Source organism: Streptomyces sp. JJ36 (assembly GCF_021696945.1).
Taxonomy (GTDB): Bacteria; Actinomycetota; Actinomycetes; order Streptomycetales; family Streptomycetaceae; genus Streptomyces.
On the sequence record NZ_JACYHE010000053.1, the window covers coordinates 25,923 to 40,062 of the forward strand.

Here is a 14,140-nt window from a genome sequence, read left to right on the forward strand (position 1 = left end):
GTCCGGTACCAAGGGCGCCGTCGGCCCTACTGCGGTCTTCCCGACGACGCCCCAGGCACCATCCTTTCCGATCGCGCCGTCGCGACCTCATCTTTACCAGCTGACACTCGGCCAAGCTTCAACGGCACACTTTAAAGGCCGACTATGGGGCAGTCCATAACCCCACGAGTTTACGGCTTCTTCAAGGGGGCGCCCAAGGGCGCCCCCTTCTCAATCCTCATCTACGTTCGGAGCAAATGAAGTGAAGTTTCTCGTAGGTGTGCGCACTTCTAGTGCATTGTGGGCTGCGCCCTTTTCACTAGGTCTGACGCTATTTTATTACACAGTCGCACGACCCAGGCAATTGGATTCCCTGTATGAATGGGCTCCAGGGATCGTCGCTCAAGCTGTGAACCCAATCTACGCTTTCGCGTATGCCGTGGCAGCGTCTTTGGCCGTCTGGGAAAGTGGCCGTCTTCGACAGGCTGCTGTTTGGGATCTAGCCCCAACCCGCTCTCGATACCGTATCGCAGTAAACGCTGTAGTTCCGGTGCTGGGTCTCTCGTGGCTCATGCTGATCCTCCCCGCCAGTCTGGGGCTGATTCAGCAGGGTGTCCGTCCCACATTGGAGAGTACCCACTCGCTGCTTCTCGGACTCCCACTATGCGTGGCTCACGCGGTCATCGGGTTCGTTATCGGCGTGTACGCCCCTCGCCTCATTGCGGCACCCATCGTAGCTATCCTGACGTGGACGCTTGTCGCCTTTTCAGTTACGTCGCCGACCTTTTGGTACAGGCACATTTCTGGTCAACGCACAGGCTCGTTGATGTTCGGGGAAACCGTCCCATTGGCGTCGCTAATTCCCCACTTCCTGTTTACTGGCTCGATTGCTCTCGCGGCCGTCTTGCTATGGATGCAAGCGCGGTCGATCGCTCTCCGTATCACCGTAGCGGTGGTTATCGCGCTCGCAGGAACGACGGTTGCTCAGGAAATGGTTGACCAAGAGGGGGCCAATTATCCAGTGCGCACTGGACAGGCTCCGATGCACTGTCTAGGTCAGAACCCAACTGTATGTATGCCCGAAGCCGGGCAGAGCAAGCTCCCGGCGGCCCGCGCTGCCGTGGCCTCTGTGTTTCGTGATTTCCAGGCCGCTGGGGTGAGCTCCCTTCCCAAGACTGTCATTGACAGCATATCCGATGGTCGCTACCCAAAAAGATCAACGGAAAACACCTCGCGGGTGGCGTTGAGCCGTGGCTTGGCCCAGAAGGATCTACGTTTTCGGGCGGTTAAGGCATTGGTTGCTTTCCCGTGCGAAAAGCCGGACCCTGCGAAGAGGAGAGAGGTTCTGCTCTGGGGTGCCATGACGGCCGGCGAAGAGAAGGCATTCAGAAATGAAATGAGCAGCAGCGGGGAAAGTTTCGATCAAAGTGCTACGAATAATTCGGGAGTCCGGCTTGCCGTAGCTCAGGTCCGAAAGATGCCAGCAGAAGCGCAGGCAGCGTGGTTCAAGCGAACCCTCGAAGTAGCTTGCAAGGCGTCGTAATGTGGTGGTGGATTAAAGTCCGTCGACTGTATCCTGACGCCCTTGTGGGAATCGCCAGCTACGCGCTCTTGGGAGCAGTATTCGACGATTCGACGATTCTACTTCCCTCTATCACAGTGGGAAGCGGAGTGGCGGCTCGGCTCTCCTTGTTCGTCCCATTGATTACTACTGTAGCAGTTGCGCGGTGTTTGGATGCTCGACTCTCGGTCCCAGAGCTGTCGGGGACGCGTCGGGTAGCAGGCTTGGACGTCGTGGCAGTTACTGTGTCTATGGCATTGTGCGTGGGATTGGGATGCGTAACAGACCAGTATGCCATGGGTCGGAATACACTCTTCTTGACCGGCTCCATGCTGGTCGCTAGAAATTTCCTCGGAAATGTGGCAGTGATGATGCCTGTCGCGTGGATATTGGCAGTATTTTTTGTGGGTTATCGTGCAACAGGGGACCCCTATCCGTGGACAGTTATACCTGAGCCGGCCGGTGCCCTACATGCCTCTGCGGCTGCTCTACTTGCGTATACTCTTGGCTTGTTCTGCCTCTCGCGAACTTATAGGAGCTCCTCGTAATGACAGTCAGCCTCGAATCCTGCACCTGCGCCTATCGGCGCTGGAATAAGCCTGTCTTGCGGGATTTCAGTTACGAAATAACCGATGGCGTCACGGTTTTGCTAGGGCCCAATGGGGCGGGTAAGTCAACCCTCCTTAAGCTTGCGGCCTCCCTGGTTCGCCCTAGGGCTGGAACAGTTACTTACGGGCAGATATCGGCCCTCAGCAAAGAGTACCGCCGCATGGTCTCTATTCTTCCTCAGAGTATTACTCCGATGCCTTCTCTCACCTCGCGAGAGTATGTTGCATATGTTGGATGGCTTAAAGGGATGAGCCGCCGAAATGCGTGGCTGAGTTCCGTGTCGGCTCTCGAACGTGTGCAACTCGTCGACCAGGCGGAGACAAAAACAAGCCGCCTCTCAGGCGGCCAGTTGAGGCGCGTGGGAGTTGCGGCGGCATTGGTGCACGAATGCCAGGTACTCCTTCTTGATGAGCCTACTTCGGGTCTTGATCCGCAGCAGCGACGGGTATTCCGTGATATTCTCAGGGAGCTATCTGGTGAAGTGAGCGTTCTCATGTCCACACATGACGTTGCCGATCTTGCTGATGAGGCGGACCGTGTGACAGTCCTGGACAAGGGGAACATCCTTTTCGATGGGAGCACGGATGAGTTCCTGGGTAAAGCTCCCCCGGGTACGGCAGCAGGCCGGCTCGCTGAAGGTGCATATATGGATGTATTGGGAAGAAACACTGCATCCGTAGTCTGAGAGGCGCGGAGCGCCGCAAGCAAGGTATATGGGAGTCCTCCCGCGTCGACCGATGAGGAGCCTGTCGCGATTCCCTCTTTCGCTCTCTGGTGTATTCCTTGTCTAAGGATGGGCTCGTGGGGGCCCTGCGGTGCACAGTGAGATTCTCAGCGAGCTTCACTGTCATGCGTTGTGAGGAACGGGGGGCGGCCTGGGCGATGGAGCCGATGCGGCTCGGGCGGGGTTGACGGTAATGTGCTGGACAGCACCAGCGGTGTTTGAGTTCGGAGGCGGCACTTCGCCGCTCGGGTGGATCCTGCGCAAAAGCTGGTTGTGGGTGCGGTGTTCGCCGCCAGTGGTGAGAAGCCGTTGTCGTATCGAGGGATTCGGCTGTGGCTCGAACGGTGGTTCCCGGTTGGGCGAAGTAGTGTCGGGTCGCGCATAAAGGCAGGGCCGTGCCGGGGGAGTCGGCCACCCGTCACTCAGCGCCCGGCCCCACGCCGCTCAGCGGCGACCGCTGCGCATGGCCGCGGGCGCCTGTGCGCCGCCCGGAGTGGAGCCCGGCATGAGCCGCTGCACCGGCGGCGGTTCCGGAGGGCACCGACCGGGATAGTCTGGAGAGGAGAGTGCCGCTATGCCCCCTCCTCGCCGCGACCCGGGCCCGGAGAACCTGGTGGACGCCGCCCGGGCTTCCGGTGTGACGGACGCGCGCCTGCTGGGCGCGCTCCGTGCGACCCCGCGCGCGGCCTTCGTCCCGGCCTCCCACCAGGCGGTGGCGTACGCGGATGTGCCGGTCCCCATCGGCCATGGCCAGGTGACGACGCAGCCCTCCCTGGTGGCGACCATGATCGCCGTGCTCGGCCTGACCGGGGACGAGCGTGTGCTGGAGATCGGCAGCGGCCACGGCTACCAGACCGCGCTGCTGGCCCGCCTCGCGCGGCAGGTCGTGGGCGTCGAGCGGTGGCCCGACCTGGCCGAGCGGGCCCGCGCCGACCTTGCGCGCCACGGCACGGCCAATGCCGAGATCGTCGTCGGCGACGGCACGCTGGGCGTGGTGGACCGCGCTCCGTTCGACGCGATCGTGGTCTGCGCGGCCTTCCCGGAGGTGCCGCCGCCGCTGGCCGCACAGCTGCGAGCGGGGGGCCGTCTGGTGCAGCCGATCGGGCCGGGCGGCCGGGAGCGGGTCGAGCTGTACGAGGCGACGGACCGGGGCCTCGTACGCCGCAGGACCGTCGTCCGCGCGCACTTCGTGCGCCTCCACGGCACGCACGGCTATCCCCCGGCGGCAGCCTTCGAGGGCCCGGACTGAGACCGGGGCGGGGCCCGCCGCCCGCTCTCCCTCGCCATCCGGGCCGGACCCCCGGTCCGGGCGTCGTCCCGCAGCCCCGGCCGCCGGCTGTCAGGTGCTAGGGTCACGACCTTCGCCGACCCGCTTGGCGGAGTCCCCCGAGAGGGCACCCATGTCCGACTCCTCCCTCCTGGACCCCCACGCGATGTGGCGCCAGGCGCTCGCCCGGGTGGACCGGGCCTTCGCCACCCCACCCGCGCTCGACCGTCCGGTGGACGGCTGCACGTGGTGCACGTCCGAGGCGGAGCTCCGCGTGCTCGGCGGCGACCCCGCCGCCGTACCGGACGACCTCCTCGGCCACTTCCTGCGGGAGGTCGCCGATCACTGGGCGGCGGACCAGTACCCGGTCCTGTGGCGCCGCCTCATGCCCCGGGCGCTGCGACACTGGGGCCCGGACGGCCCCGGCGGCGCCGATCCCTCCGACGAGCTCGGCCGTCTCGCCCACCGCGGCGCCGGCTTGGCCGACTGGCCCGCCCCCGAGCGGGCCGCGGTCGAGGACGCCTTCCGGGCGCTGCTGGCGCTCGCCCTGACCGACGGGCGGCCCCCGGGGGAGATCACCGACCTGGTGGAAGGCGTGGCCCATGCCACGGGCGGCCTGGAGCGGTGGCTGGAGCACCTCGCCGGGCTCCCCGGCCCGCAGGCCGACGCGGGAATCGTCCGCCTCGCCCTCGGCTGGGCGACCGAACTCCTCTGGGAGGAGCTCGAGTTCTGGTGGTGGCCGGACGGCGACCCCGGGGTGATCGCCGCATGGCTGCCCACCCAACGCGGTCGTATCGCCGCCTTCGCCGCCCGCCACCCGCGGTGCAGGACCGCCGCGGACGCCCTCCATGCACTGGACGCGCTCCACGCCGGCGCCGAGAGCCCCTGGCTGTATCCCTACGGCCTGCACCCGTACCTGCCGCTCGCCTGACGCGGCCCTCAGCAACAACCGCATAGGCGGCATGGTGCGGCGGTTGCGATTCCGGTGAGTGGGTGTTCAGTCGGCAGGGCGTCTGCTTGGCAGCATGTTTCGCCACTTCAGGAAGACCTGCTGCCAGGGGAAGGCGGTCGCTTCTCCCAGCTTTGGAGGGTGCGGCAGTCCCTCTCCCCAGACCACCCGCACACGCTGCTGCCGAAGTGCCTCCGCCGCCTGTGGCACGGGCGGGTTGGGCGCCCATTGCGATGTTCCAGAACGGCATCACGGCCACCTGCACCCCGAGTTGGACGCCCTCGGTAGGCAGACCCAGAGCGAGGGTGTCGGTGCTTCCGGCGGCCCGTTCGCCCGCGCTGGTGGTGGTCGGGGGCCGTCAGAACCCTCGGTTGACCTTCACCTTGGGGGAGCCCACAGGATCAGTGGCCCGGGCGAGGTGCCCGGCATGAGGAGGAACGAGTATGGGGCTGTTGACCATCGGGGCGTTCGCGAAGGCGTCCCGGCTGTCGCCGAAGGCACTGCGGCTCTACGACGAGCTCGGGCTGCTGACCCCTGCTCGCGTCGACCCGGTCACCGGATACCGCCTCTATGCCCCGGAACAACTGGAGCAAGCCCGACTGGTCGCCTGGCTCCGCCGGCTGGGTATGCCCCTGGCCCGCATTCAGCACGTCCGCACGCTGAATGCCGTAGCGGCAGCCCAGGAGGTCCGCGCGTTCTGGGCCCAGGTCGAGGCCGACACCGCAGCACGGCGCGACCTGGCCACCTTCCTCATCGACCACCTGTCACGGAAGGACCCTGCCATGTCCCCGACCCCCAAGCCCCTCGCAATCCGCTACGCCACCCTGTCCGACACGGGCCTGGTCCGCGAGAGCAACCAGGACACCGCGTATGCCGGTTCTCGGCTGCTCGCCGTGGCCGACGGCTACGGGTGTCACGGAGCCCCCGCGAGCGCGGCCGCCGTCGATGCGCTCAAGCACCTCGAGACCGACAGCATCCCGGCGGGCAATCTCCTCAACGCTCTGGAGGATGCGGTCGAACAGGCCCGGCATTCCGTGTACGGCGTCGCGACGACCGGCTCTTCCCCGGAAGATGCCGGGACCACGCTCACCGCGATGTTCTGGACCGGTGAGCAGCTCGCCCTCGTCCATATCGGCGACTCCCGCGTCTACCTCCTGCGCGACGGAGGACTTTTCCAGATCACCCACGATCACACCATGGTGCAGTCGATGGTCGACGAAGAACGCCTCAGCCCGGAGGAAGCAGCCACGCACCCCCAGCGGTCACTGCTCATAAGGGCATTGGGCCGAGGAGCCGATGCCTCGCCGGACATGCGCCTGCACGACGCGCAGCGGGGAGACCGGTACCTGCTCTGCTCCGACGGCCTGTCCACCGTCGTGCCCACCGCGGAAATACACCGGGTGCTCTCCGAGGCCGGCGAACCCGAGCCGGCGGTCCGGGAACTCATCACCCTCGCCAACGGCTCGGGCGGCCCCGACAACGTCAGCTGTGTGGTCGCCGACGTCGTGGAGCTCCAGGAGTAGGAGCGAGCGGTATGCACTTCGCGTGGTACCGGATCCGCCCTCAGGAACTCCTCCGTGAAGTGGACGCATACCGACTCGCCCAACACGCCAGGAGTGCCAGACGCCCCCGCCGGTCCATGTCGCCCGGCACCTCGCGACGGACTCCACGGCGTCTGTTGCCCTGGACCCGCGGATGAGCGTCGCGCTGTGAGCGGGATGGACATGCGCGTCCCGGGCTCCCCGGGCCGGGGGTGCGCGGAGCCGGCCCGGGGGTGGGCCCCTTGGACGAGACGCGCCCCCGGGCCGGGCGGCTACTCGGAGAGGGAGGCGGCGGCCGGGTCGAGGACGCGGGCGAGGAACTCGCGGGTGCGGGCGTGTTGCGGGTCGCCCACCACGCGCTCCGGCGGCCCCTGCTCCACGATCACCCCGCCGTCCATGAACACCACCCGGTCGGCGACCTCGCGGGCGAAGCTCATCTCGTGGGTGACGACGAGCATCGTCATGCCCTCCGTGGCGAGTTGCCGCATCACCGCGAGCACGTCGCCGACGAGCTCCGGGTCGAGGGCCGAGGTCGGCTCGTCGAAGAGCATCAGCTCCGGGTCCATGGAGAGCGCCCGGGCGATGGCCACCCGCTGCTGCTGACCGCCGGAGAGCCGGGCCGGGTGGGACTTCTCCTTGTCGGTGAGGCCGACGCGTTCCAGGTTCCGGCGGGCGACGGCCTCGGCTGCGGCCCGGTCCCGGCCCAGCACCCGGCGCTGGGCGATGGTGAGGTTCTCCAGCGTCGTGAGGTGCGGGAAGAGGTTGAAGGCCTGGAAGACCATGCCGATCCGCCGCCGGACGCGGTCGATGTCCACGTCCGGGTCGGTGACCTCGGTCCCCGCGACCGCGACCGTGCCGGCCGTCGGCTCCTCCAGCAGGTTGACGCAGCGCAGCAGCGTCGACTTGCCGGAGCCGGAGGGGCCGATCACGCAGACGACCTCGCCGCGCTGCACCTCCAGGTCGATGCCCGTGAGGACTTCGAGGTCGCCGAAGGACTTGTGCAGGTTCTCGATGTGGATCGCCGGCCCGGACGGCGATGCCTCCTGCCCGCCGGAGCCGGAGGTCGCCTTGCCGGGCGGTGCGCCCTCGCCGGGGGCCGTCCCGCCGGGCCCGGCGCCGCCGGGCGCGGTGCCGCCGTTGCGGGTCTTGCGTAGCTTCGCCATGCCGTCACCGGGCCTTCGCCGTACGGGCCTCCAGCCGGCGCACCAGGTGCCCCAGCGGGAGGGTGATGACCAGGTAGAGCAGCCCCGCGATGAGGATCGGGGTCATGCTGGTGTGCTGGTTGAGCGCGTCGCGCCCGAACTTCGCCAGCTCGTACTGGCCCAGCGAGAGGCCGAGCAGGTAGACCAGCGAGGAGTCCTTGGTGAGCAGGATCAGCTCGTTGGTCAGCGGCGGCAGCACGATGCGGAACGCCTGCGGGATCACGATGGAGATCATGGCCCGGGCCGGCGACATGCCCAGCGACCGGGCGGCCTCCGTCTGGCCCTTGGGCACCGCCTGGATGCCTGCTCGGATGGTTTCCGCGATGTAGGCGGCGCCTACCAGGCCGAGCGCGAGCATCACGGTGACGTACTGGTTGATGGCCACCTGGAAGGCGAGCGGGATGCCGAAGCCCAGCGCGATGAAGACCAGCAGGGCCGGTACGCCGCGGAAGAACTCGATGTAGGCGATGGCCAGCCAGCGGTACGGCGGTACCTGGGAGAGCCGCATCAGGGCCAGTACGAGCCCCAGTGAGAGGCCGAAGGCGAAGCCGAGGGTGGTGTAGACGACGGTGTTGACCAGTGCGGTGGTGACGATGTCCGGGAACTGTTTCCCCGCGACCTCGAGGTTGAAGAAGGCCCGGTGTATCTCACCCCAGTCCGCCGCCAGCGCGAGCACCAGGACGACGAGCACCAGCACGCTGTACTGGACCGCTCGCACCACCCGGGCGCGCTGGCGGCGTGTCAGGGAGCCCTTCACTCGCCCTGCTCCTCCGGGCCCTGGCCGAACCACTTCTTGTAGATCTTGTCGTACCGCCCGTCCTTCTTGGCCTGGGCGAGCACCTCGTTGATCTTCTTCCGGAGCGCGTCGTTGCCGGTGCGCACGCCGATGCCGTACTGTTCGCCGGTCTCGAACTCGGTGGTGACCTCGGTGTCCGGATTGTTCTTGACGTAGTCGTAGAGCACGCCGTTGTCGTTGATGCCCGCGGCGACCTGGCCGGTCTTCACGGCGGTGAGCAGCAGCGCCAGGTCCTCGAACTGGACCTTCTCCACGCCTTCGGCGTTCTTCTTGGCGTACTCCGCGCCGGTGGTGGCCTGCTGCACACCCAGCTTCTTGCCCTTGAGGTCGTCCAGCGAGTCGTGGCCGGCGCCCTTCTTCACGATGAGGGCCTGCGTGGCCTCGAAGTAGGGGTCGGAGAAGTCGAGGTTCTTCTCGCGCACGTCGGTGATGGTCATGCCGGCCGCGGCGACGTCGCACTTGCCGGCGTTGAGGTCCTCGCCGGACTGGATGCCTTCGAAGGGGGTGTCGACGATCTTCTGCTCGACGCCGAGGTCCTCGGCGACCAGGTCGACCAGATCGACGTCAAAGCCGACCACCTCGCCGTCCTGCTTCATCTGGAAGGGTTCGTACGGCAGATGGGTGCAGGTGGTGAGCTTGCCGTCCGAGACCAGGTTGATCTCGGAGCCGTCGCCGCCGGTGTTCTCCGTGCTGGTGCAGGCGGTGGTGGCGGCCAGCAGGCCGCAGGCGGCGGTCGCCGCGAGCAGCGGGAGGGAACGGCGGGACGTCGTGCGGGGGTCGGGCGACGACGTCGCATGGGCGGAACGGGTCGTACGGAATGACACAGCGCGCCTCCAGGAGGGTGGGTGCCCGGTCGCTCACCGCAAGATCGGCAAGCTTCGGGGCATCCTGCCACCGGCGCGGTCGCCTGTCGCCGCCGCTGCAGGTTGCGAGCGGGTAACACCTCGCTCCGCTGCACGCCCCTTCACGCGCCGTGGCGCCCCGGCCGACCCGGGCGCACCCGGGCGTCAGGCCCGATGCGCCAGGTCCGCGCGGTGGACGGCGTGCCGCAGTGGCCGCCCGTCCCGCAGCCGCTCCGCCTCCGCGGCGACCGACTCACCGAGCAGCGCCAGTTCGTTGCCCAGGGCACCGGCGAGGTGCGGGGTGAGCAGCACGTTGGGGAGGGCGAAGAGCGGGGATCCGGCCGGCAGCGGCTCCGGGTCGGTGACGTCCAGGACGGCGCCGAGCCGCCCGGTGGCGAGTTCCGCGGTGAGTGCGGCCGTGTCGACCAGCGCCCCGCGGGCGGTGTTGACGAGGGTGGCGCCGTCCGGCATCAGCGCCAGCCGGCGGGCGTCGAGCAGGTGCCGGGTGGCGGGCAGGTCCGGGGCGTGCAGGGTGAGGATGCGGCTGGTGGCGGCCAGTGCGTCCAGCTCCAGCGGCAGCACGCCGAGGTCCCGGGCCTCGGCCTCGGAGAGGAAGGGGTCGTGGACGGCGACCTCGAAACGGAACGGCCGCAGCAACTCGATCAGCCGGCGCCCGGTGCGGGAGGCGCCGACGACGCCGACCCGGGTGCCGTTGCCGCCGAGGGGCGCGGTCTCCGCGGCGGAGGGCGGCCGGCCGGTGGTCCCGTACCGGGCGGCCAGCCGGAAGGCGTCCTTCGCGGCGAGCAGCACGGCCCCCAGGGCGAACTCGGCGACCGGCACGGCGTTGGCCGCGGCGGCGGAGGAGACCAGCAGTCCGCGGTCCCAGCAGGCGTCGGTGAGGTGCCCCTTGACGCTGCCCGCGGCGTGCAGGACCGCGCGTAACCGCGGCAGCCCGGCGAGCACGCCGGCGGTGAGCGGGGCGCAGCCCCAGCCGGTGATGAGGACCTCCGCCTCCTCCGGGGCGATGCCGCCGGCCGGCTCCGGCAGCGGGGCGGCCGTCTGCGGGAGGCGCAGCGAGCGTGCGAGCCGCTCCCGGACCGTGGCGGGGAAGAGCCCCGGCAGATGGGCCGGGTCCATGGCGAAGAGGGCCGCGGGGAGGGTGCCGCGCCGGGCGGTCACTGGGGCGTCACGCGGGCGCAGGGCAGCTCCGCCCAGACCGCGTGGCCCTGGTCGCGGTCGTCCGGCCGGATGCCCCACTCGTCGGCGAGGACGCTGACCAGCAGGAGCCCCCGGCCGCCCTCGCCGTCTGCGTCGGCCGACCGCGTCCGGGGGAGCAGGCCGCGGTTGCCGCCCTCGTCGGTGACCTCGAGGCGGAGCCGCACGCCGATCATCCACAGCTCACAGCCGACCTTCTCGCTGTCGGTGTGCCGGACGGCGTTGGTGAAGAGCTCCGAGACCAGCAGCTCGGCGTCCTCGCAGGACTGCTCCGCGACGCCCCAGGCGCGCAGCCGGTCGAGCACCCGGTGCCGCGCCTCGGCGACGGAGGTGTCCACCGCGGGGAGGTGGAAGGCGTCCCGCAGTGGCCGGGCGAGCGCGGGGCCGGCGCGGTGGTCGACGGAGAGTGCCTCATGCGGAGAAGCCACCGGTCCACTATGAGGTCCGCCGGTGGCGTATGGCAAGGAACAGGCTGCAAATGACAGAATCGTGCTTACCAGGCTGTCGCGGATGGTCTGTTCGTGCCAAACTGCCGTGCCATGACGGTGGTTGGAGGCGAGCGGTAGTGGCTGACGCGCGCTCGGGCGGTGCTCCCACCGTCCTGCGGCTCGTACTGGGCAGACGGTTGCAGCACCTGCGGGAGAAGGCCGGCCTCTCCTACCAGGAGGCGGGCCGGGCACTGGATGTGACGCACGCCACGATCCGCAGGATGGAGAAGGCCGAAGTCGGTCTGCGCATCCCCTATGTGGAGAAACTCCTCCATACGTACGGAGTCACCGAGCCGGAGGAGATAGCGGGATTTGTCTCCCTCGCGCGGGAGGCCAACCGGCCGGGCTGGTGGCACCGGTACCGCGACGTGCTGCCGGACTGGTTCAGCGCCTTCGTGAGCCTGGAGACGGAGTCGCACGTCATCCGCGCCTACGAACCGCACTATGTGCCCGGGCTGCTGCAGACGCCCGGATACGCCCGGGCCGTGCTGCGCGCCGGCCTGCCGCACGCCGCCGAGGAGGAGATCGAACGGCAGGTCGCGCTGCGTATGGAGCGGCAGGCGGTGCTCACCCGGGCCGATCCGCCGCTGCTGTGGGTGGTGATGGACGAGACTGTGCTCCGCCGGCGCATCGGCGGCCGCCAGGTGATGTACGAGCAGATCGACCGGCTGCTCGAGGCCGCCGCCGCACCGCGCGTCCGGCTGCAGCTCATGCCGTTCGGCGCCGGCCCGCATCCGGCGATGTACGGCCCCTTCCACCTGTTCCGCTTCCCGATGGACGAACTGCCCGACGTGGCCTGTGCCGAGAGCCTGGTGGGGGCCGTCTACTTCGACCAGCGTGACGACGTGTCGGCGTTTCTGGAGGCCCTGGACCGGATGTGCGCACAGGCGCCGCCGGTGCACCGCACCGAGAGCCTGCTGCGGGCTCTGCGCAAGGAGATCTGACGGATGGACCGCACCCATCGCACGGACCGTACGGACGGTACGGACGGCACCGAGCACGGGGACCGCGTCTACAGCGGCATGCCCGCCCCGCTGCTCGGCAGCGAGGGCTGGCACAAGCCGTGGAGCGGCGGCAACGGCGGAAGCTGCGTCGAGGCCCTGAAGCTCCAGGACGGGCGGGTGGCCCTGCGTCAGTCGCAGGACCCGGAGGGACCCGCCCTCATCTACCCCCACGACGAGATCGAGAACTTCATACGGGGCGCGAAGGCCGGAGAGGCCGACTTCCTGCTCGCGTGACCGGCAGCAGACAGAACGGAGAGCCACGTGTCCGACGCGGGATTCACCCCCGAGCAGATCGACACGAGCAAGGCCCATCCCGCGCGGATGTACGACTACTATCTGGGCGGCCGGGACAACTACGAGGTGGACCGGGCCGCCGCCGACCGGGTGCTGAAGCTGGCCCCGGAGATCCGGGTGAGCGCCCGCGGCAACCGCGCCTTCCTGCGCCGCGCCGTACGCGCCGTCGTGGACCGCGGTATCCGCCAGATCGTCGACGTCGGCACCGGCATCCCCACCTCCCCGAACACCCACGAGGTGGCGCACGCCGCCGCCCCCGGGGTGCGGGTGGCGTACGTGGACAACGACCCGATCGTCTCCACCTACGCCGGGGCCAAGCTCACCCACGAGGGGGACGCCGGCTTCGTCCTCGCGGACGTGCGGGAGCCCAAGGCGATCACCGACCACCCGGTGACGCGGGACCTGATCGACTTCCGGGAGCCCGTCGCCCTGCTGCTCGTCGCCGTGCTGCACTTCCTGCGGGACGAGGAGGACCCGGCCGGTGTGGTGGCCGAGCTGGCCGGGCGGCTGGCGCCCGGGAGCTGCCTGGTGCTGTCCCACATCACCGACGACTTCCGCACCGGCGGCACCACCCTGGCCGAGGCCACCGCCGTCTACGACGACGCGACGGCCTCCCTCAACCTCCGCACCCGCGCCGAGGTGCTGCGCTTCTTCGACGGCTTCGACCTGCTGGAGCCGGGCCTGGTGCAGCTCCCGCTGTGGCGGCCGGACGGCCCGGTCCCCTCGCCGGAGGAGCTGCGGCAGTACGTCGGCTACGCGGGCGTGGGCGTCAAGAAGAGCTGATCCCGGAGCCCTCCGCCCGGGCCCCGTCCCCCTTCAGCGAGTACAGGACCAGCGAGAAGACGGCCGGCGCCACGGTCAGCCGGTGCTGCGGCAGCACGCCCGGCCCGCAGGACTGGGAGCCGATGCCGTGCAGCGCGTGGTCCAGATGCACCCACACCGTGTCGCCGGGCACCAGCTCGTCGGTGTGCGCGGCCGCGGCCAGCTCCTCGTCGGTCCAGCGCCGTGCGGTGAACCAGAACGGCTCCCTGCCGGCCGCGACCCGCAGCCCCGTCCCGGAGCCGTCGCGCAGCTCCGCCCACCGGACGCCGGCCCGGGCGCCGTTCTCCTGCGGCCGGACGTAGGGGGTCTGCAGCGCGTCGACCGCCGCCCGCCAGCGGCCCAGCCGCGCGGCGGCCCGGGTGTCCGGGTACGCCTCGCCGGGCCCGCCGCCGAACCACTCCGCGTGGCCGTACCGGGCGGGCAGCCCCAGCCGCACGCCCAGCCGGGGCAGGGTGCCCGGCCAGTCGCCCTCGGGGTGCACGGCGACCTCCAGGCGCACCCCGTGCTCCCCCTCCGCGGTCCAGCGGCAGACCGTGCGCAGCGCCAGATCGGTGGCGGCCGGGGCGACCCGGGTACGCACGGTGACACTGCTGCCGTCCGTCTCCACCCCGTCCACCCGGTGCCGCATCCGGTGCAGGCCCAGCGCGCGCCAGCCCGGGGCGTCCCGGGCCTCCGGCTGCCAGGGGGCGCCCTCGTCGTTGTCGGTCGGCGCCCGCCACACGGCCAGCCGGGGCGGGGCGGCGAACTCCAGACCGGCCAGCCGGCGCAGCGCGCCGGTCGCCGCGTCCAGCACGGCGGGCCCGGCCCGGACCGTCCCGTCCCGCTCCCGCACGGGCGCCGCGCCGGG

At 69.4% G+C, this 14,140-nt stretch carries 13 protein-coding genes; 7 read left to right on the top strand and 6 right to left on the bottom strand.

Annotated features, from left to right (window positions below; genetic code table 11):
* The first annotated feature begins 2,087 nt into the window (after positions 1-2,087).
* From HOY81_RS19025 to HOY81_RS19040, 4 genes are all read left to right on the top strand, one after another.
* A complete protein-coding gene (locus tag HOY81_RS19025; protein WP_237321662.1) occupies positions 2,088-2,834 on the top strand; it encodes an ABC transporter ATP-binding protein in 747 nt (248 codons plus the stop codon).
* Positions 2,835-3,447: 613 nt separating this feature from the next.
* Positions 3,448-4,122, top strand: a complete 675-nt coding sequence (locus HOY81_RS19030; RefSeq protein ID WP_237321663.1) for a protein-L-isoaspartate(D-aspartate) O-methyltransferase — start codon at positions 3,448-3,450, stop codon at positions 4,120-4,122.
* A 151-nt stretch (positions 4,123-4,273) separates the two neighbouring features.
* Positions 4,274-5,071 (top strand): hypothetical protein, encoded by a 798-nt coding sequence (locus HOY81_RS19035; RefSeq protein ID WP_237321664.1) that lies wholly within the window; start codon positions 4,274-4,276, stop codon positions 5,069-5,071.
* Positions 5,072-5,532: 461 nt separating this feature from the next.
* Positions 5,533-6,612, top strand: coding sequence for a MerR family transcriptional regulator (locus tag HOY81_RS19040; RefSeq protein WP_237321665.1), 1,080 nt, complete (start codon positions 5,533-5,535; stop codon positions 6,610-6,612).
* A 290-nt stretch (positions 6,613-6,902) separates the two neighbouring features.
* Here HOY81_RS19040 and HOY81_RS19045 read toward each other — a convergent pair whose 3' ends face one another.
* The 5 genes from HOY81_RS19045 to HOY81_RS19065 form a co-directional block, all read right to left on the bottom strand.
* Positions 6,903-7,793, bottom strand: a complete 891-nt coding sequence (locus HOY81_RS19045) for an amino acid ABC transporter ATP-binding protein (protein WP_237321666.1) — start codon at positions 7,791-7,793, stop codon at positions 6,903-6,905.
* A 4-nt stretch (positions 7,794-7,797) separates the two neighbouring features.
* Positions 7,798-8,589 (bottom strand): amino acid ABC transporter permease, encoded by a 792-nt coding sequence (locus tag HOY81_RS19050; RefSeq protein ID WP_237321667.1) that lies wholly within the window; start codon positions 8,587-8,589, stop codon positions 7,798-7,800.
* Positions 8,586-9,374 carry a basic amino acid ABC transporter substrate-binding protein gene (locus HOY81_RS19055; RefSeq protein ID WP_237321674.1) on the bottom strand — a complete coding sequence of 263 codons (789 nt, stop codon included), beginning with the start codon at positions 9,372-9,374 and terminating at the stop codon, positions 8,586-8,588. The genes HOY81_RS19050 and HOY81_RS19055 overlap by 4 nt, the downstream gene beginning before the upstream one ends.
* Positions 9,375-9,635: 261 nt before the next feature.
* Positions 9,636-10,607 carry a hydroxyacid dehydrogenase gene (locus tag HOY81_RS19060; RefSeq protein ID WP_237321675.1) on the bottom strand — a complete coding sequence of 324 codons (972 nt, stop codon included), beginning with the start codon at positions 10,605-10,607 and terminating at the stop codon, positions 9,636-9,638.
* Positions 10,608-10,645: 38 nt separating this feature from the next.
* A complete protein-coding gene (locus tag HOY81_RS19065; protein ID WP_237321668.1) occupies positions 10,646-11,113 on the bottom strand; it encodes an ATP-binding protein in 468 nt (155 codons plus the stop codon).
* Positions 11,114-11,250: 137 nt separating this feature from the next.
* On the opposite strand from HOY81_RS19065, the gene HOY81_RS19070 reads away from it, so the two are divergent.
* The 3 genes from HOY81_RS19070 to HOY81_RS19080 are packed head-to-tail and all read left to right on the top strand — an operon-like array spanning position 11,251 to position 13,254.
* Positions 11,251-12,117 carry a helix-turn-helix transcriptional regulator gene (locus tag HOY81_RS19070; protein ID WP_237321669.1) on the top strand — a complete coding sequence of 289 codons (867 nt, stop codon included), beginning with the start codon at positions 11,251-11,253 and terminating at the stop codon, positions 12,115-12,117.
* A 3-nt stretch (positions 12,118-12,120) separates the two neighbouring features.
* Positions 12,121-12,411, top strand: a complete 291-nt coding sequence (locus HOY81_RS19075; protein WP_237321670.1) for a DUF397 domain-containing protein — start codon at positions 12,121-12,123, stop codon at positions 12,409-12,411.
* Between the two features lie 27 nt (positions 12,412-12,438).
* Positions 12,439-13,254, top strand: coding sequence for an SAM-dependent methyltransferase (locus tag HOY81_RS19080; protein ID WP_237321671.1), 816 nt, complete (start codon positions 12,439-12,441; stop codon positions 13,252-13,254).
* Here HOY81_RS19080 and HOY81_RS19085 read toward each other — a convergent pair.
* Positions 13,241-14,140: beta-galactosidase small subunit (locus HOY81_RS19085; RefSeq protein WP_237321672.1), on the bottom strand; the 900-nt coding region annotated here is incomplete at its 5' end. The genes HOY81_RS19080 and HOY81_RS19085 overlap by 14 nt on opposite strands.

Excerpts from the sequence above, each read along its gene's own strand:
- HOY81_RS19025 (WP_237321662.1), top strand. The coding sequence starts at position 2,088 with ATGACAGTCAGCCTCGAATCCTGCACCTGCGCCTATCGGCGCTGGAAT.
- HOY81_RS19030 (WP_237321663.1), top strand. The coding sequence starts at position 3,448 with ATGCCCCCTCCTCGCCGCGACCCGGGCCCGGAGAACCTGGTGGACGCC.
- HOY81_RS19035 (WP_237321664.1), top strand. The coding sequence starts at position 4,274 with ATGTCCGACTCCTCCCTCCTGGACCCCCACGCGATGTGGCGCCAGGCG.
- HOY81_RS19040 (WP_237321665.1), top strand. The coding sequence starts at position 5,533 with ATGGGGCTGTTGACCATCGGGGCGTTCGCGAAGGCGTCCCGGCTGTCG.
- HOY81_RS19045 (WP_237321666.1), bottom strand. The coding sequence starts at position 7,793 with ATGGCGAAGCTACGCAAGACCCGCAACGGCGGCACCGCGCCCGGCGGC.
- HOY81_RS19060 (WP_237321675.1), bottom strand. The coding sequence starts at position 10,607 with ATGGACCCGGCCCATCTGCCGGGGCTCTTCCCCGCCACGGTCCGGGAG.
- HOY81_RS19075 (WP_237321670.1), top strand. The coding sequence starts at position 12,121 with ATGGACCGCACCCATCGCACGGACCGTACGGACGGTACGGACGGCACC.